Genomic DNA, 16712 nt, shown 5'->3' on the forward strand with positions numbered 1-16712 from the left:
CCGTCAGCCGGCGTCGCGGGGAGCGGCGTACGAGGCCACCAGGCGGCCCAGGTGGCGGCCGGCCAGCAGCAGCGGGGTGCGGCTCCGGGTGACCTGGGCGGTCATCTCGGCGCCCTCGAGGGCCGCGACGACGGTCACCGCGAGTTCGCGGGCCTCCGGTTCGGGGATGCCGGCCGCGAGGAGCTTGGCGGCCACGAGCTCCTGCCAGTGGAGGAAGGCGCGGGCGCAGGCGGCCTGGAGTTCGGGGAGGCGGCCGATGGTCTCCAGGGCCGTGGCCGTCACGGGGCAGCCGTCCCGCCAGTCGGAGGCCTCCAGGGCGTCGGCGAGCAGGACGGTGAGTGCCTCCAGGGCGCGGGCCGGGTCCGAGTCGGAGTCGAGACCGGTGCGCAGCTGCTCGGCGAACTCCCCGTCGCCGAAGCGGACGGCGGCCACGGCCAGTTCCTGCTTGCCGCCGGGAAAGAAGTGGTACAGCGAGCCGAGGGTCGCCTCCGCCTCGCGAACGAGCTGCTTGACGGGGGTGTTCTCGTAGCCGCCGTGCTGCATGAGGCGGGAGGCGGTGCGGACCAGCCGCTCGCGCGTCCCCGGCGCGGTCGTTGCCGTCTTCGCTGCTGATGCGGTGGCTGCCATGGCGGAATCCTAACCGGAGAACTGGATAGAGCGCTCGTTCTAGTTCTGCTACGGTCACCCCGGGCGCTGGATAGAGCGCTCGTTCTAGTCCATTGTCTGGGGGAGAACTCCGTCATGCAGCAGCACCGCAGCCCTGCCCGCACCGTCACCGTCATCGGCCTCGGGCCCATGGGCCGGGCCATGGCCGCCGCCTATCTCGACGCGGGATACCAGGTCACCGTCTGGAACCGCAGCGCCGGCAAGGACGCCGACCTCGTCGCGCGCGGCGCGGGCCGGGCCGGATCCGCGGCCGACGCCGTCCGCGCGAGCGGGCTCACCGTCGTCAGCCTGATCGACGTCGACGCCCTGTTCACCAGCCTCGCGGACGCCGACCTGTCCGGCCGCGTGCTGGTCAACCTGTCCTCCGACGTCCCCGAGCAGGCGCGCAAGGCGGCCCGCTGGGCCGAGGCCCGCGGCGCCGGGTACCTGACCGGCGGGGTCAACGTGCCGCCGTCCGGCGTCGGCAAGCCCGAATCCTCGATCTTCATCAGCGGCCCCGAGCCGCTGTACGCCGCGCACCGCGCCGCCCTCGACGTCCTCGGCACCACCGACTTCCGGGGCGCCGACCCCGGTCACGCGCAGCTCTACTACCAGCTCAACATGATCATGTTTTGGACGGCCCTGACCGGTTTCCACCAGGCCGTCGCGGTTGCTCGGGGCAACGGCCTGACGGCTGCCGACATCCGCCCGTACGCCGCCGCGACCGCCGACAGCATGCGGGGTTTCCTCGACTTCTACACGCCGCGCATCGACGCGGACGACCACACCGGCGATGCGGACCGGCTCGCCATGTGCGCGGCGAGCGTCGAGCACGTCCTGCACACCGCCGCGGACTCCGGCGTCGACACGGGCATCCTCGCCGCGCACGCCGAGCTCTACCGGCGCGGGGTCCGGGCCGGCTTCGGCGCGGACAGCAGCAGCCGGCTGGTCGAGCTGCTCGGCCCGGCGGGGCGGCCGCAGGCCCAGGACCCGAAAGCTCCGGGCCAGGCGTGCCGTCAGGGGTAGGCGACCACCATGGCCACGGCCGCCACCTCCAGCAGCAGCTGGGCCGCCAGCGCCGCGGACTGGTACCGGCGGCCCGCGGCCATCACCACGGCCGCGGCCGCCAGGACCCCGGCGCACACCGCCCCGAACACGCCGAAGGGGAAGTCCCGGCAGCCGCCGTACATCAGGCACCGGCTGCCCGTCTCGGACATCAGCACGACGACCTTCGCGACCACCAGGGCGGGCAGCAGCAGCACGCCGGCGATCCCGGAGGTCCGGCGCAGCGCCATCGAGGGGCTGCCGGGCCGCGGCCCCGAGGCCGAGGCCGGGGCGGTGGCGGCAGAGGCGGAGTCGTACGGCTGGTTCCAGGTCATGCCGCCATCGTGGCCCGCGGGGCCCGGTCGGCGGATCCGCCGACCTACTCAGCCGGGCGGTCCGCCGTACTCAGCTCCGGCCGCCCGGTGCTCAGAACAGCGGCAGCTGCCCGGGCAGTTCGGGCAGCACGAACCCGTCCAGCGTCGGGGCCGACGCGCCGAGCACCACCCGCGCCCGGGATCCCGGACAGGACACCAGCCCGGCCCGGTCCCGCCCGGACGGCGGATCGTGCCGGGCGATCCGGCCGGCGGTCACGGCGCAGTCGCGCCCGCACACGGGGCAGGCGCGTCGGGGTGAATGGGCCATACCCCCAGTGTGCCCGCCCCCACCGACACCACCCCGCCCGGCCCCGGCCCGCCCGGCCCGCAAGGCCGCGGGCCGCTGTTACTGCGCCCTCGCCCCGGCCTTCTCGCGGGAGGCCAGCCACGCCTCGTGGGCCGCGAGCACCCGGCTCCACAGGGCGTCCCGGTCCGCCGCCGTCAGGTCGTCCAGGGTCCGGCCGAACACGCCGCCGATCACGGAGAAGAACTCCCCGGGCGTGTCCAGGACCCGCTCGGTCGTGCCCTTCCGCGGGTCGATCCGGCTGAGCACCCGGCCCCGCAGGGTGTCGACGCCGTCCGGGTCGCGCCGCAGCAGGGCGAGGGTGCGGACGAAACCGGAGTCCTCCGCGGTGGACAGCCGCTCGTGCTCGGCCTCGAAGTCGGCCGTCGAAGCGGGCGCCGACAGGATGTTGACCACGGGGCAGGGGGCGAGCTCGTTCGAGAACCGCCAGCCGGGTGCCTCCCCGTCCAGCGGGGCCAGTTCGTAGGTGAAGGCCCCCTGCCGGTGCGTTCCGGCGCGCAGCGGCAGCGGCTCGTGCGGCCCGTCGCCGAGCCCGGCGTCGACGAAGTACTCCTCGCCCTCCACCCTCACCGTCAGCGCGAGGTGGTCGCCGCTCACATCGCGCCGCTCGCGGTCGGCCGGCCCGAGCACGCCCGCGAGGTGCCGTGTCACCTCGTACCCGAGGGACTCCAGGAGGAGCGCGAAGGCCCCGTTGAGGTGGAAGCAGTAGCCGCCGTGCCCGGCGGCGAAGCGGCGCACCGACAGCTCGGGCGCGATGCCGGCCGGCCGGCCGAGCTGGATGTCGACGTTCTCGTACGGGATGCGCTCGAGGTGGGCGCGCTGGAGGGCGAAGAGCGCCTCGGCGGTCGGACGGGGCGGCCGTGCGAAGCCCAGCCTGCGGAGGTAGCCGTCGAAGAGGTCGGAGCCGTCGCTCGTACGTGGGGTCATGGCCGCACCTTAGGCGCAAACCCCCGTTCGAATCCTGCGGGTTGTCACTTGTCGATATCGCCGACGACGAAGAACAGCGAGCCGAGGATCGCCACCATGTCCGCCACCAGCGTGCCCGGCAGCAGCACCGACAGCGCCTGGATGTTGTTGTACGAGGCCGAGCGCAGCTTCAGCCGGTACGGGGTCTTCTCGCCCTTGGACACCAGGTAGTAGCCGTTGATGCCGAGCGGGTTCTCGGTCCAGGCGTACGTGGCCCCCTCGGGCGCCTTCAGCACCTTCGGCAGACGCTGGTTGATCGGCCCGGGCGGCAGCTCGGCCATCCGGTCCAGGCAGGCGTCGGCGAGGTCGAGGGAGTTGTGGGTCTGGTCGAGCAGGCACTCGAAGCGGGCCAGGCAGTCGCCCTCCTCGCGGGTGACGACCTTCAGGACGTCCTGCAGCTCGCCGTAGGCCAGGTACGGCTCGTCGCGGCGCAGGTCGAAGTCGACGCCCGAGGCGCGGGCGATCGGCCCGGAGACCCCGTACGCGTGCACCGCCTCCGCCGACAGGACGCCGACGCCGCGGGTGCGGCCGCGGAAGATCTCGTTGCCGTGGACCAGCTTGTCGTAGACGTCCATGCGGCTGCGGACGTCGGCGATCGCGGCGCGCGCCCGGCCGGTCCAGCCGGCCGGCAGGTCCTCCTTGAGGCCGCCGACACGGTTGAACATGTAGTGCATGCGGCCGCCGGAGATCTCCTCCATGACCGCCTGGAGCTCCTCGCGCTCGCGGAACGCGTGGAAGATCGGGGTGATCCCGCCCAGTTCGAGCGGGTACGAGCCGAGGAACATCAGGTGGTTCAGCACCCGGTTCAGCTCGGCGAGCAGCGTCCGCATCCACACGGCCCGCTCGGGGACCTCCATGCCGAGCATCCGCTCGACCGCCATGACCACGCCGAGCTCGTTGGAGAACGCCGACAGCCAGTCGTGGCGGTTGGCCAGCATCACGATCTGCCGGTAGTCCCGCGCCTCGAACAGCTTCTCGGCGCCGCGGTGCATGTAGCCGACCACCGGCTCGGCGCTGACGATCCGCTCGCCGTCCAGGACGAGGCGCAGGCGCAGCACGCCGTGCGTGGAAGGGTGCTGCGGTCCGATGTTGAGCACCATGTCGGTGCTCTCCGCCGCGCCGCCGATGCCGACCGTGGTCTCCGTCATGCGGGCATTCTCGCAGCCCCGGGGCGGGGGGAGGGAAACGGGGACGAAGGGTGAGACGAGCCGCCCCCGACCGGGCGCGGCAGCCGGGCGGGGGCGCCTCGGACGCCGGCGGGGCCGGCTCGTCCAGCGGACGGTCAGGCCGCGCCGCCACCCGCCCTGACCAGGCCGGACTCGTACGCGAGCACGACCACCTGCACCCGGTCGCGCAGGCTCAGCTTGGTCAGGATGCGGCCCACGTGCGTCTTGACCGTGGCCTCCGACAGCACCAGCCGGGCCGCGATCTCGCCGTTCGAGAGCCCCTGCGCCACCAGCAGCATGACCTCGCGCTCGCGCTCCGTCAGCCGCTCGATCTCCTTGTTCTGCGGTTCCTGCGTGCTGGTCGGCAGCATCGGGGCGAACCGGTCCAGCAGCCGCCGCGTCGTCGACGGGGCCACCACCGCGTCACCGCTGTGCACGGAGCGGATCGCGGCCAGCAGCTCGCCCGGCGGCACGTCCTTGAGCATGAACCCGCTCGCGCCCGCCTTCAGCCCGGAGAACGCGTACTCGTCCAGGTCGAAGGTGGTCAGGATGATCACCTTGGGATGCTCGTCGGGCTCGCAGATCCGCCGCGTGGCCTCGACCCCGTCCAGCCGAGGCATGCGCACGTCCATCAGCACCACGTCCACCTTGGTGGCCCGCAGCACCTCCAGCGCCTCCAGGCCGTCGCCCGCCTCCGCGACGACCTCCATGTCCGGCTGGGCCGCGAGCACCATCCGGAACCCCGTGCGCAGCAGCACCTGGTCGTCGACCAGCATCACTCGGATGGACATCAGTTACCTCGACCTCGTCACTTCTTCTTGAGGGGGAGCAGAGCGCTGATCCTGAAGCCTCCGCCCGGACGCGGGCCCGCGTCCAGGGTTCCGCCGACCATACCGACCCGCTCCCGCATGCCGATCAGCCCGTGTCCGGCGCCGTCCGCGCCGCCGTCCTCGTACAGCTCGTGCGCCGCACCCCGGCCGTCGTCCTCGACGAGCAGGCCGAGCCCGTCGTCGAAGTAGACCAGCCGGACGCTCGCCCTGGCCTCCGGGCCGCCGTGCTTGCGCGTGTTCGTCAGCGCCTCCTGCACGATCCGGTACGCGGTCAGCTCGACGCCGCTGGGCAGCTTGCGCGGCGCGCCCTCGACCTCGAAGTCCACGTCCAGGCCGGCCGCCCGCACCTGCTCGACGAGCACCTCGATCTGCTCGACGTCCGGCTGCGGGACGTAGTCCTCGGACTCCTGCGGCTCCCCGGTGCGCAGCACGCCCAGCAGTCGGCGCATCTCGGCCAGTGCCTGCCGGCCGGTGCCGGAGATGGTCTGCAGGGCCTCCTTGGCCTGTTCCGGCGCCACGTCCATCACGTACGCGGCCCCGTCCGCCTGCACCACCATCACCGACACGTTGTGCGCCACCACGTCGTGCAGCTCGCGGGCGATCCGGGCGCGCTCGGCGGCCACGGCCACCTTGGCCTGCGCCTCGCGCTCCTTCTCCAGGCGCTGGTTGCGCTCCACGAGCTGGGCGTAGTACGCGCGGCGGGTCCGCACGGAGTCGCCCAGCACCCAGGCCAGGACGAAGGGGACGATCGCGAACAGGGTGAAGAACACGTTGTCCGTGGAGGTGCCCTTGTCCACGTGGAAGCGCAGGGCGTACAGGGGGGAGGCGGTCAGTCCGAGGGCGAACGCGGTACGGGAGAACCTGCGCGAGGCCTCGGCCGACGCGGCCACCGTGTAGAGGATCATCAGCATGCCGAAGTCGCCCGAGTGGATCTCGGTGCCGGTCAGCAGCTGGTAGACGCCGGTGCCGACCGCCGTCCAGAACATCGGCTGCGTCCACTTGCGGCGCAGCGAGACGACGGCGCCCATCGCGAGCACCGAGGGCACGGCGAGCAGCTTGGCCGCCGCGCCGTACGCGCTGCTGCCGGTGACCTCCAGCATCGCGGTCCCGCACAGGAGGACAGCCCAGAAGGTGTCGACGCCCGTCGGGTGTCTGCGGAGGAAGTCGTAGAGGCGTTGCACGTAACCCAGCGTAGGCAAGGGAAAAAGGTGCTGGAGTCAACCACAGGGGCGATCCGCGATCCGGGGCCGTACTCCGCAAGGTGGAGGGCGAGCTTAGCCTGTGGGGGATGAGCACGCAGGGCACCGAGGGTGAAGACGACAAGCCGGTCCGCTGGCGGGCCGCGATGGAGCGGGCGCTGTACGGGCCGGGCGGCTTCTACGTGCGCCCGGGCGGCCCCGGCCCCGCCGGGCACTTCCGCACGTCGGTGCACGCCTCGGCGCTGTACGCGGGCGCGGTGGCGCGGCTGCTGTGCCGGGTGGACGCGCAGCTCGGGCATCCGCAGCGGCTGGACTTCGTCGACGTCGGGGCCGGGCGCGGGGAGCTCGCCGCCGGGGTGCTGGCCGCGCTTCCGGCGGAGACGGCCGCGCGGGTGCAGGCGTACGCGGTGGAGAAGGCGCGGCGGCCGGACGGGCTCGACCCCCGGATCCGGTGGGTGGCGCAGCCGCCGACGGGCGCGGTGGGACTGCTCTTCGCGAACGAATGGCTCGACAACGTGCCGCTGGACGTGGCGCAGGACGGGCGGTACGTGCTGGTCGCCGCCGACGGGACCGAGAGCCGGGGCGGGGTGCTGGATCCGGCCGACCGGGACTGGGTCGAGCGGTGGTGGCCCGGTGGCGGGCGGGTGGAGGTCGGGCGGACCCGGGACGAGGCCTGGCGGGCCGCCGTGGCCCGGCTCTCGGCGGGGGTCGCGGTCGCCGTGGACTACGCCCACACCCTGGCCGGCGGCCGGCCGGTGTACGGCACCCTGACCGGGTTCCGGGAGGGGCGGGAGGTGGCGCCCGTGCCGGACGGGAGCTGTGACGTCACGGCGCACGTGGCGCTGGACTCCTGTGCGGGGGGCCGGGCCGTGCTGCTGACGCAGCGCGAGGCGCTGGGGGCGCTCGGCGTCTCGGGGGCCCGTCCGCCGCTGTCCCTCGCCTCGGCGGATCCCGCGGCCTACGTCCGCGGCCTCGCGTCGGCCGGCGAAGCCGCGGAACTCACCGCCCGCGGCGGCCTCGGCGACTTCCTCTGGCTGGCCGAGGGCGTCGCCGGCCTCCCCGCCTGGCCCCTCTGACCGCGGCCGTCGCCACCGGTTTGGGCGCTGCCGCTGTTGCGCTGCGCGGAGCTGTCCCCTCCCCGCCCCTTCTCCCCCAGCTACCGTTGGGAGGTGCCCCCAGAAACCGGGGCTGACGCCCCGGACCCCGTTTCGGGCGCTCCGCGCCCGGTGCGCTCAAACGCCGCGCGGGCTGACATCAGCCCGCCGGCGTTTGAGGCGCTGGGGGAGGGTCCGGGGGCGGAGCCCCGCCGCGGGGCGGGGGCTGCGAGGGGTTACTCCGTGGCTTCGTGGGCGTGGCCCTCGCGGAGGCCGCCGCCGCTGCCGGCGCCGCCGTCCGTCGGCCCGGAGACGACCGGCCGGCTCAGCGGAGCCAGGTCGTACGCGTAGTGCCCGACCGCGTTCGCGATGACGTCGACGTTGATGTCGAGCGCCTTCTGGTTGATGTTCGCGAGCGTGTCGCCCTTGCCGTGGTAGTTCACGTCGTACGCGACCCCGGCCTCACCGCCGAACTTCGCCGCCTGGGCCGCCGTCTTGATGCCCTCGGCGCCGGTGTCGGTGCCGCCCGACGGGATGCCCGCCTCGATGAACGGCCCGTAGTCCGAGCGGCCGGTGAAGTCCGAGCCCTCGTGCGGGATGCCCCGCGCGTCGAGGAAGTCGCTGATGCCCTTCTCCAGCTGGGCGGAGCCCTCGGGGCCGGGGCCCGAGCCGACGTGGTCGGAGTCGTCGCCGTCGTAGACGAAGTACGCCGCGTTCGGCGAGGCGATCATGTCGAAGTTCAGGTACAGCTTGATCTGCTTCTTCTGCGCGTCCGTGAGCCCGCCCACGTACGCCTCGGAGCCGAGCAGGCCGAACTCCTCCGCCGACCACCAGGCGAACTTCACCTTGTTCTTGATCTTCTTCTGGTCGCCGGCGAGCCGCTGGGCGACCTGGAGGATGCCGGCCGAGCCCGAGCCGTTGTCGTTGATGCCGGGCCCCGCGGCCACCGAGTCCAGGTGGGCGCCGAGGAAGACCGTGTTGTTCTCGTCGCCCCCCTGCGTCTCGGCGATCACGTTGAACGTCTTGCGGTTCTCGCGGAACTCGCGGATGTCCAGGGTGACCTCGACCGGCCCGGCCGCCACCTCGGCGGCGAGCTTCTCGCCCTCGGCCTTGGATATGCCGCCGGTCGGGACCTTTCCGGCGTTGGCGTCGCCGAGCGTGCCGTTGAGGGCTCCGTCGGTGTTGTTGTAGATCACCGCCCCGACGGCGCCGGCCGCCGCCGCGTTGGCCTGCTTGACCGCGAAGGTGCAGCCGCCGCGCCGGATCAGTGCGATCTTCCCGGTGAAGGCGCCCGCGGCGAAGTCCTCGGGCTGGCAGCCGGTCGTGTTGTCCGCGTCGACGGGGACCGCGGCGACCTGCGCCGTCACGCCGTCCGCCGGGCCGCTCGCGGTGTACGTCATCAGCTTGATCGGGACGTTGCGCCCGTTCGCGCCGTTCACCTTGAGCGTCTCGGCGATCGTCTCCACGTACACGAACTCGAACTCGTTGCGCGAGACCTTGTACCCGGCGGCCTTCAGCACCGCCTCGACGTACTGGGCGGACTGCACGTGGCCCTTGGAGCCCGCGACCCGGGTGCCGTTGTTGTAGTCGGCTATGGACTGGAAGACCTTCAGGTGGTTGTCGGCGCCTTTGCCGGTGGAGTCCTTGACCAGCTTCCGGGCCAGGGCCTCGCCCCTGGCGGCGTCGCTCTGCGGGCTGCCCGTGGCGCCGGCCGGCCCGGCCAGCAGCAGCGGGGAGGCGAGTGCGGCGGCCGCGAGGGCAGCGGTTGCGGCGGCTATACGGCGTGAGGGCATGAAGGTCCTTCCACGACGGGTGCGAGCTGGCAGACGGGAGCGATGTGCGGTACGTGGGGGGAGCGGTGGACGCACGGTATAGACCTGCGGGCGGATCTGGCCAGACCTTGAACTGATTCCGGTTCGTGAATTCCGTATATCGGTGCGTACGCGCCGCCGCAATCCGGCCAACCCCGTGTTCCGGGGCTAGCGCAGGATGCCCTCGATGAAATCCGGTCCTATCCGGGCGACCACCCCCAGATCCAACTGGTGCTGGGCGTACCGGCCTTGCCGCCGCGTGTGCAGCAGGCCCGCCTTCTTCAGCGCCGACAGGTGCCGGGATACCTCCGGTGGGGTGATCCCGTGCACGGTGGCCAGCTCGCTCGTCGTGTACGGCGCACGGGCCAGGCTGCGGCACAGCAGCATCCGCATCGGGTGGGCCAGGGCCTCCATCCGGCGCTGGAGCAGCTCCACCGATCCGGAGGACGGCAGTTCGGGGGAGCGCAGGGGGTAGTGGACCACCGGCCGCCAGCCGGGGGCGTGCAGCACGAGCAGGTGCGGCCAGCCGAAGTGCGTCGGCACGAAGACCAGGCCGGCTCCTATCCCCGGATCGGTCGCGGTGGCATGGCCGTTGACCATCTTGTCGGCGGTGATGACGGTGCGGGCCTCGTCGACGCTGAGGGCGCCGGAGACCTCCTTCAGCACGGCGGCCAGCCCCTTGCGCCGCAGGACCTCGGTCTTGTGCCGGGCGTCCGCGGTCTGCTCGGGCTCGATGCGCCGCCAGGTCTCGCCGAAGAAGGCCTCGTCGCAGTCCTCCAGCAGCCGCCGCATCCACACCCGTACGGCGGCGGTGTCGTCCAGGAGCCGCCGGGAGAACTCCAGCCGGCCGGGCCCGCGGGCGGCGGCGGTCTCCAGCACCTTGGCGCGGGCGCCCGCGTCGGTGAGCGGGGACGGGCCCCCGCCCTCGTCGTACAGGGCCAGCCAGCAGTGCTCCAGGGCGGCCATCACGAACCGCTCGTCGTCCAGCCGGTCGAGTACGTCGAGCTCCTCGGCCAGCGTCGGGGCGGGCCGGCCGCGGCCGCCGGGGATCCCCGCGAAGGGCATGAAGATGTCGGCGAAGGAGGAGCGCCACATGAAGTCGCCCTCCAGCAGCCGGTCCGCGAGGCACGGGTCGAGGGAGGCCGCGGTGGCGGCGGTCCAGGAGGCGAGGCCGGGGTGGTGGGCGGGCTGCGAGAGCGCGTGCAGGGTCATGCAGAGCTCGGCGAGCGGGGAGGGCGCGAAGGTGATGCTCTCGTCGGGGAGCCCGGCGATGTCGATCGTGACGCTCATCGGGCCATTCTGGCCGGTTCCGCCCGGCTCCGCGCAGCCCTACGGGGCTTCGGCCCTGGTCAGGGGTGTCGATTGACGGCGGGCGTCAATCGACGGGCGGGTCGGGCCGGGAGGGTTCAGGGTGGAGGAATGACCGCGATCGAGCAGTACCTCATCGACACGTACAGGGCGTCCCAGCACGGCGACCCCCTGCCCCCGCCCCCGGGCCGCGACGACGTCGCCGTCCTGCGCGCGGCCCGGACGTACGAGCAGTTCCGGGCGGTCCTGGACGGGCGGGCGGCCCACCATCCGTGGCGCGCCGCCGTGCGCCGCCTGCTCACCCGGCCCCGGCCCTGCTGAAAAGGCCGGGGCAGGGGCCGGGACCGGGGCCGCAGGAGGGGCCGCAGGAGCCCGCGCGGCGCCCGCTCAGGCGAAGTTCGGCGCGTTGCGCTCGTAGACCAGGCGCAGGCCGATCAGGGTGAGCCACGGCTCGTGGTCGTCTATGACCGACGACTCGCCCAGCACCATCGGCGCCAGGCCCCCGGTGGCGATGACGCGGACGTCGTCCGGGTCGCCGTGCGGGCCGGCCAGCTCCCGCGCCATGCGGGTGACGACCCCGTCGACCTGGCCCGCGAAGCCGTACACCACGCCCGACTGCATGGCCTCGACCGTCGACTTGCCGATCACGTGCCGCGGCCGGGCCAGTTCGATCTTGCGCAGCTGCGCGCCGCGTACGCCGAGGGCCTCCATCGAGATCTCGATGCCCGGAGCGATCACCCCGCCCACGTACTCGCCCTTGGCGGAGACCGCGTCGAAGGTGGTCGCCGTACCGAAGTCGACCACGATCGCCGGCCCGCCGTAGAGCTCGACCGCCGCGACCGCGTTGATGATGCGGTCCGCGCCGACCTCCTTGGGGTTGTCCATCAGGATCGGCACGCCCGTCTTGATGCCGGGCTCGACCAGCACCGCCGGCACGTCGCCGTAGTAGCGGCGGGTGACCTCGCGCAGCTCGTGCAGCACCGACGGCACCGTCGAGCAGATCGCGATGCCGTGGATGCCGTCGCCCAGCTCGCTGCCGAGCATCGGGTGCATGCCCATCAGGCCCTGCATCAGGACGGCCATCTCGTCGGCCGTGCGCCGCGGGTCGGTCGAGATGCGCCAGTGCTCGACGATCTCCTCGCCGTCGAACAGGCCGAGCACCGTGTGCGTGTTGCCGACGTCGATGGTGAGCAGCACCGGTTACACCGCCTCGCGCAGGTCGAGGCCGATGTCCAGGATGGGCGAGGAGTGGGTGAGCGCGCCGACGGCCAGGAAGTCCACGCCCGTCTCGGCGTACGCCCGCGCGTTCTCCAGCGTCAGGCGGCCCGAGGACTCCAGGACCGCCCGGCCCCCGTTGTGCTCCCGGTTCAGGATCACGGCCTCCTCGGTCTCCATCGGCGTGAAGTTGTCGAGCAGGATCAGGTCGGCCCCGGCGTCCATGACCTCGCGCGCCTGGTGCAGGGTGTCGACCTCGACCTCGATCGGCACCTCCGGGAACGCCTCGCGCACCGCCCGGAACGCCTCCGCGACCCCGCCGGCGGCGACCACGTGGTTGTCCTTGACCAGCGCCGCGTCCGACAGGGACATGCGGTGGTTCACGCCGCCGCCGCAGCGCACCGCGTACTTCTCCAGCGCGCGCAGGCCCGGGGTCGTCTTGCGGGTGTCGCGGACCCTGGCCTTGGTGCCCTCCAGCACGTCCGCCCAGCGGCGGGTCGCCGTCGCGATGCCCGACAGCCGGCACAGGATGTTCAGCGCGCTGCGCTCGGCGGTCAGCAGGTCGCGGGTGCGGGCCCGCACCGACAGCAGCACCTCGCCCTTCTTCACGGCGTCGCCGTCCTCGGCGTGCCGCTCCACCTCGAAGGCCTCGGTGCACACCACCGAGAGCACGGCCTCGGCGATGCGCAGGCCGGCCACGACGCCGTCCTCGCGGGCCACGAAGTCCGCGACGGCCTCGGCCTCCTCGGGGACCGTCGCGACCGTGGTCACGTCCTCCCCGCCGTCGAGGTCCTCGGCCAGCGCCATGTGCGCGATGTCCTCGACCTCGACGGGGTCGAGCCCGGCGTCGGCCAGCAGCTGGGCGAGCGCCGGGTCCAGGCCGCTCTGCTCGCCGTCGCCGCAGCCGCAGTCGTCGCCGCAGCCGCCTTCGGTCTGGTCGATCAGGGGGAGTTCGGGGGTGCTCACGATGACTGCTCCTGGCTCAGGGGGTGCTGTACGGACGGGAAGTCCGCGGAGTCGGTGGGGGTGACGACCAGGGCCCGCTTCTCGGTCGCGGACAGCCGGACGACGAGGTGGCGGCGCCAGGCGGCGTCGTCGCGGTCGGGGAAGTCCTCGCGCCAGTGGCAGCCGCGGGTCTCCTCGCGCCGCAGGGCGGCGGCGACCAGGACCCGGGCCACGCACAGCAGGTTGGTGGCCTCCCAGGTCTCGGTGCCCGGCACGGCCGTCTTGCCCTCGGTCTCCAGGGCGTTGAGGGCCGTGGCGTACAGGTCCTCCAGGGCGGCGGCGGCCTTGCGCAGGGACGCGGCCGAGCGGAGCACGCCCGCGCCCTCCGTCATGATCCGCTGGACCTCGTAGCGCGCCTCGGCGGGCTGGAGCGGGCCGGTCGACGGCACCGGTATGCCGGGCCCGCTGCCCGAGGCGGCGCTGCGGACGATGTCCTCGGCGATCCGCTCCGCGAAGACCAGCCCCTCCAGCAGCGAGTTCGACGCCAGCCGGTTCGCCCCGTGGACACCGGTGCAGGCGACCTCGCCGCACGCGTACAGGCCGGGGACCGTGGTCCGCCCGTGCAGGTCGGTGCGGACACCGCCGGAGGCGTAGTGCGCGGCCGGGGCCACCGGGATCGGCTCGGTCACCGGGTCGATGCCGTGCGCCCGGCAGGCGGCCAGGATGGTCGGGAAGCGCTGCTCCCACATCTCGGCGCCGAAGTGCCGGGCGTCCAGGTACATGTGCTGCGCGCCCTGCTCCTGCATGCGGCGCATGATGCCCTTGGCGACGATGTCGCGGGGGGCCAGCTCGGCCAGCTCGTGCGCGCCCAGCATGAAGCGGACGCCCTCCGCGTCGACCAGGTGCGCGCCCTCGCCGCGGACCGCCTCCGACACCAGCGGCTGCTGGCCCTCCGCCTCCGGGCCGAGGAACAGCACCGTCGGGTGGAACTGCACGAACTCCAGGTCGGAGACCTCGGCCCCGGCGCGCAGCGCGAGCGCCACGCCGTCGCCGGTGGACACCGAGGGGTTCGTCGTCGCCGAGAACACCTGCCCCATGCCGCCGGTCGCCAGGATCACCGCGGGCGCGTGGACGGCGCCGACGCCGTCGTGCTGGCCCTCGCCCATCACGTGCAGGGTGACGCCGGCCGTGCGGCCGTCGGCGTCCTGCAGCAGGTCCAGGACCAGCGCGTTCTCCACCGTACGGATGCCGGCGGACTGCACGGCCTCGACCAGGGCGCGGGAGATCTCCGCGCCCGTCGCGTCACCGCCGGCGTGCGCGATGCGGCGCCGGTGGTGGCCGCCCTCGCGGGTCAGCTCGATCTCGCCGGTCTCGGCGGAGGTGTCGAAGACGGCCCCGCTGTCGATCAGCCGGCGCACCGCGTCCGGCCCCTCCGTCACCAGCAGCCGGACCGCCGCCTCGTCGCACAGGCCGGCGCCCGCGACCAGGGTGTCGTCCAGGTGCTGCTCGGGGGTGTCCCCCTCGCCGAGGGCCGCGGCGATCCCGCCCTGCGCCCAGCGCGTCGAGCCGTCGTCCAGCCGCGCCTTGGTGACCACGACCGTACGGCGGCCCGCGGCGGCGCAGCGCAGTGCGGCGGTCAGGCCCGCCACGCCGGAGCCGACCACCACCACGTCGGCCTCGACGGCCCAGCCGGGGGCGGGGGCGTGCAGCCGTATGCCGGTACCGGCGGTGCCTGTGCCTGGGGTGCTCACGAGTGTGCTCCGAACTCCAATGGGATGTTGTCGATCAGCCGGGTCGAGCCGACCTTCGCGGCGACGGCCAGCACGGCCCGTCCGGTGAAGTCGGGGCCGACGTCGGTGAAGTCCTGCGGGTCCACCAGGGCCAGGTAGTCCAGGACCAGCGGCGGCTCGTGCCGGCCCGCCTCCTCCAGGACGTGCAGGGCCGCGGCCCGCACGGCGTCCGGCAGCCCGGTGCCGGCGGCGGACACCGCGTGCGCGTCCGCCGAGGCGCGGATCTCCCCGAGCCGCGCCAGGGCCGTCGCCCGCTGGTCGCTGGCCGGGTTGGCCTCGGCGCGGGCCCGCAGCGCGGCCTGCGCGGCGAGCCGGTCCCGGCCCGCGAACAGGGCGCGCGACAGGGCCAGCGCGGTGCGCCGCTCCTGGGGCGACAGGTAGCGGTTGCGGGAGGACAGCGCGAGCCCGTCCTCCTCGCGGACGGTCGGTACGCCGACCACCTCGACGGGGAAGTTCAGGTCGGTCACCATCCGCCGGATCAGCGCCAGCTGCTGGGCGTCCTTCTGCCCGAACAGCGCCACGTCGGGCTGCGTCAGGTGGAGCAGCTTCGCCACGACGGTCAGCATCCCGTCGAAGTGCCCGGGCCGGGTCGCGCCCTCCAGGCGGCCGCCCATCGGGCCGGCGCTGATGCGGACCTGCGGATCGCCGCCCGGGTAGACCTCCTCGACGGCCGGCGCGAACACGGCGTCGGCGCCCGCCGCGCGGGCGATCTCCAGGTCGGCGTCGAGGGTGCGCGGGTAGCGGTCGAGGTCCTCGTTCGCCCCGAACTGCAGCGGGTTGACGAACACCGTCACCACGACCTGCCCCTCGGGCCCGGCCTGCGCCCGCGCCGCACGCACCAGGGTGGCGTGCCCCTCGTGCAGGGCGCCCATCGTCATCACGACGGCGCGCGGCCCGGAACCCGAGCGCGGGAGCTTGGCCAGCTCCTCCGCGGTGTCGATCAGCAGCAGCTCGTGGCTCACCGGCCGTCGCTCCTTCCGGCGCCGTCCGCGCCGCCGTCCCCCGGCGCGCCGTCCGCGCCGTCCGCAGTGTCCGCCAGGACCCCGAGCAGGTCCTCGGCGAGTTCCGGCTTGAGCAGGCCGTGCGCGAGCGCCCGGTCCGCCGTGGTGCGGGCCATCGCCAGGTATCCGGCGACCGTGGCCGGCGCGTGCTTGCGCAGCTCCGACACGTGCGCCGCGACCGTGCCCGCGTCGCCGCGGGCCACCGGGCCGGTCAGCGCCGCGTCACCGGAGCGCAGGGCGTTGTCCAGGGCCGCGCCCAGCAGCGGGCCGAGCATCCGGTCGGGGTGCCCCACGCCCGCCGTGCGCAGCAGCTCCATCGCCTGGGCGACCAGGGTGACCAGGTAGTTCGCGCCGAGGGCGAGGGCCGCGTGGTACAGCGGGCGGGCCTCCTCCGCGATCCACTCGGGCTCCCCGCCCATCTCGATGACCAGTGCCTCCGCGGCCAGCCGCAGCTCCTCGGGGGCGGTCACGCCGAAGGAGCAGCCGGCCAGGCGCTGCACGTCGACCTCGGTGCCGGTGAACGTCATCGCGGGGTGCAGGGCCAGCGGCAGCGCGCCCGCGCGCCGGGCCGGGTCCAGCACTCCGGCCCCGTACCGGCCGGAGGTGTGCACGAGCAGCTGTCCGGGCCGCACGGCCCCGGTCGCGGCGAGCCCCTGCACCAGCGCGGGCAGCGCGTCGTCGGGCACGGTCAGCAGCACCAGGTCGGCCCGTTCGAGCACCTGCGCGGGCGGTACGAGCGGCACGTCGGGCAGCATCCGCGCCGCACGCCGGCGGGAGGCGTCGGAGACGCCGGAGACGGCCACCGGGCGGTGGCCGGCCAGCTGCAGGGCGCGGGCCAGCGCCGGGCCGACCCGGCCGGCCCCGACGACGCCGACGGTCAGCCGGGCGGGCCGGGCGGACGGATCCCGGGGTTCCGTCTGATGGGGTGCGTTCACGCGGGAAGGGCCTTCCGTTCCAGTCCGCGGGGGGTACCGGACGATACGCCGCCATGCTAGCCCCTGGGCGAAGACGGCGATCAGC

17 protein-coding genes are annotated in these 16712 nt (G+C 73.9%); 3 read left to right on the forward strand and 14 right to left on the reverse strand.

All coding sequences use genetic code 11. From position 1 onward, the window contains the following. Positions 1-3: 3 nt before the first annotated feature. Positions 4-627 (reverse strand): TetR/AcrR family transcriptional regulator, encoded by a 624-nt coding sequence (locus AB0953_RS03035; protein ID WP_366857595.1) that lies wholly within the window; start codon positions 625-627, stop codon positions 4-6. 114 nt (positions 628-741) lie between these two features. Here AB0953_RS03035 and AB0953_RS03040 point away from each other — a divergent pair, with 114 nt between their 5' ends. Continuing rightward, a complete protein-coding gene (locus AB0953_RS03040; RefSeq protein ID WP_366857596.1) occupies positions 742-1671 on the forward strand; it encodes an NAD(P)-binding domain-containing protein in 930 nt (309 codons plus the stop codon). Here the strand turns inward: AB0953_RS03040 and AB0953_RS03045 are convergent. From AB0953_RS03045 to AB0953_RS03070, 6 genes are all read right to left on the reverse strand, one after another. Continuing rightward, positions 1662-2024, reverse strand: a complete 363-nt coding sequence (locus tag AB0953_RS03045; RefSeq protein ID WP_366857597.1) for a hypothetical protein — start codon at positions 2022-2024, stop codon at positions 1662-1664. The two genes, AB0953_RS03040 and AB0953_RS03045, sit on opposite strands and share 10 nt — an antisense overlap. A 91-nt stretch (positions 2025-2115) precedes the next feature. Further along, positions 2116-2331, reverse strand: a complete 216-nt coding sequence (locus AB0953_RS03050) for a hypothetical protein (RefSeq protein WP_366857598.1) — start codon at positions 2329-2331, stop codon at positions 2116-2118. Between the two features lie 78 nt (positions 2332-2409). Next, positions 2410-3294 (reverse strand): arylamine N-acetyltransferase, encoded by an 885-nt coding sequence (locus tag AB0953_RS03055; protein ID WP_366857599.1) that lies wholly within the window; start codon positions 3292-3294, stop codon positions 2410-2412. A gap of 44 nt (positions 3295-3338) precedes the next feature. Next, on the reverse strand, positions 3339-4481 hold the full coding sequence (locus tag AB0953_RS03060; protein WP_366857600.1) for an NADH-quinone oxidoreductase subunit D: 1143 nt from the start codon (positions 4479-4481) through the stop codon (positions 3339-3341). A gap of 134 nt (positions 4482-4615) precedes the next feature. Further along, positions 4616-5290, reverse strand: coding sequence for a response regulator transcription factor (locus AB0953_RS03065; RefSeq protein ID WP_366857601.1), 675 nt, complete (start codon positions 5288-5290; stop codon positions 4616-4618). A 17-nt stretch (positions 5291-5307) separates the two neighbouring features. Next, positions 5308-6510 carry a sensor histidine kinase gene (locus tag AB0953_RS03070; RefSeq protein WP_366857602.1) on the reverse strand — a complete coding sequence of 401 codons (1203 nt, stop codon included), beginning with the start codon at positions 6508-6510 and terminating at the stop codon, positions 5308-5310. A 107-nt stretch (positions 6511-6617) separates the two neighbouring features. On the opposite strand from AB0953_RS03070, the gene AB0953_RS03075 reads away from it, so the two are divergent. Continuing rightward, positions 6618-7604, forward strand: a complete 987-nt coding sequence (locus AB0953_RS03075) for an SAM-dependent methyltransferase (RefSeq protein ID WP_366857603.1) — start codon at positions 6618-6620, stop codon at positions 7602-7604. A gap of 254 nt (positions 7605-7858) precedes the next feature. Here the strand turns inward: AB0953_RS03075 and AB0953_RS03080 are convergent, their stop codons facing one another. Continuing rightward, positions 7859-9415 carry a M28 family metallopeptidase gene (locus AB0953_RS03080; protein ID WP_366857604.1) on the reverse strand — a complete coding sequence of 519 codons (1557 nt, stop codon included), beginning with the start codon at positions 9413-9415 and terminating at the stop codon, positions 7859-7861. Positions 9416-9601: 186 nt separating this feature from the next. After that, a complete protein-coding gene (locus tag AB0953_RS03085) occupies positions 9602-10723 on the reverse strand; it encodes a DUF5937 family protein (protein ID WP_366857605.1) in 1122 nt (373 codons plus the stop codon). Positions 10724-10852: 129 nt separating this feature from the next. Between AB0953_RS03085 and AB0953_RS03090 the strand changes: the two genes are divergently transcribed. After that, complete coding sequence (locus tag AB0953_RS03090) at positions 10853-11062, forward strand: hypothetical protein (protein WP_366857607.1); 210 nt, start codon at positions 10853-10855, stop codon at positions 11060-11062. A 66-nt stretch (positions 11063-11128) separates the two neighbouring features. Here the strand turns inward: AB0953_RS03090 and AB0953_RS03095 are convergent, their stop codons facing one another. From AB0953_RS03095 to AB0953_RS03115, 5 genes are read right to left on the reverse strand one after another with little or no spacing between them, the layout of a single operon-like run. After that, on the reverse strand, positions 11129-11938 hold the full coding sequence (locus AB0953_RS03095; protein ID WP_366857608.1) for a type III pantothenate kinase: 810 nt from the start codon (positions 11936-11938) through the stop codon (positions 11129-11131). A 3-nt stretch (positions 11939-11941) separates the two neighbouring features. Beyond that, a complete protein-coding gene (gene nadC / locus AB0953_RS03100) occupies positions 11942-12922 on the reverse strand; it encodes a carboxylating nicotinate-nucleotide diphosphorylase (protein ID WP_366857609.1) in 981 nt (326 codons plus the stop codon). After that, positions 12919-14652 carry an L-aspartate oxidase gene (locus AB0953_RS03105; RefSeq protein ID WP_366857610.1) on the reverse strand — a complete coding sequence of 578 codons (1734 nt, stop codon included), beginning with the start codon at positions 14650-14652 and terminating at the stop codon, positions 12919-12921. The genes nadC and AB0953_RS03105 overlap by 4 nt, the downstream gene beginning before the upstream one ends. Continuing rightward, positions 14649-15653 carry a pantoate--beta-alanine ligase gene (gene panC / locus AB0953_RS03110; protein WP_366857611.1) on the reverse strand — a complete coding sequence of 335 codons (1005 nt, stop codon included), beginning with the start codon at positions 15651-15653 and terminating at the stop codon, positions 14649-14651. The genes AB0953_RS03105 and panC overlap by 4 nt, the downstream gene beginning before the upstream one ends. Continuing rightward, positions 15650-16627: a DUF2520 domain-containing protein gene (locus AB0953_RS03115; RefSeq protein WP_366857612.1), complete on the reverse strand. Its 978-nt coding sequence runs from the start codon at positions 16625-16627 to the stop codon at positions 15650-15652. The genes panC and AB0953_RS03115 overlap by 4 nt, the downstream gene beginning before the upstream one ends. Positions 16628-16712: the final 85 nt, after the last annotated feature.

It is taken from the genome of Streptomyces sp. NPDC046866, from assembly GCF_040704625.1.
Classification (GTDB): domain Bacteria; phylum Actinomycetota; class Actinomycetes; order Streptomycetales; family Streptomycetaceae; genus Streptomyces.

Coding starts and splice junctions, on each gene's coding strand:
- AB0953_RS03035 (WP_366857595.1), bottom strand. CDS start 627: ATGGCAGCCACCGCATCAGCAGCGAAGACGGCAACGACCGCGCCGGGG.
- AB0953_RS03040 (WP_366857596.1), top strand. CDS start 742: ATGCAGCAGCACCGCAGCCCTGCCCGCACCGTCACCGTCATCGGCCTC.
- AB0953_RS03045 (WP_366857597.1), bottom strand. CDS start 2,024: ATGACCTGGAACCAGCCGTACGACTCCGCCTCTGCCGCCACCGCCCCG.
- AB0953_RS03050 (WP_366857598.1), bottom strand. CDS start 2,331: ATGGCCCATTCACCCCGACGCGCCTGCCCCGTGTGCGGGCGCGACTGC.
- AB0953_RS03055 (WP_366857599.1), bottom strand. CDS start 3,294: ATGACCCCACGTACGAGCGACGGCTCCGACCTCTTCGACGGCTACCTC.
- AB0953_RS03060 (WP_366857600.1), bottom strand. CDS start 4,481: ATGACGGAGACCACGGTCGGCATCGGCGGCGCGGCGGAGAGCACCGAC.
- AB0953_RS03065 (WP_366857601.1), bottom strand. CDS start 5,290: ATGTCCATCCGAGTGATGCTGGTCGACGACCAGGTGCTGCTGCGCACG.
- AB0953_RS03075 (WP_366857603.1), top strand. CDS start 6,618: ATGAGCACGCAGGGCACCGAGGGTGAAGACGACAAGCCGGTCCGCTGG.
- AB0953_RS03080 (WP_366857604.1), bottom strand. CDS start 9,415: ATGCCCTCACGCCGTATAGCCGCCGCAACCGCTGCCCTCGCGGCCGCC.
- AB0953_RS03085 (WP_366857605.1), bottom strand. CDS start 10,723: ATGAGCGTCACGATCGACATCGCCGGGCTCCCCGACGAGAGCATCACC.
- AB0953_RS03090 (WP_366857607.1), top strand. CDS start 10,853: ATGACCGCGATCGAGCAGTACCTCATCGACACGTACAGGGCGTCCCAG.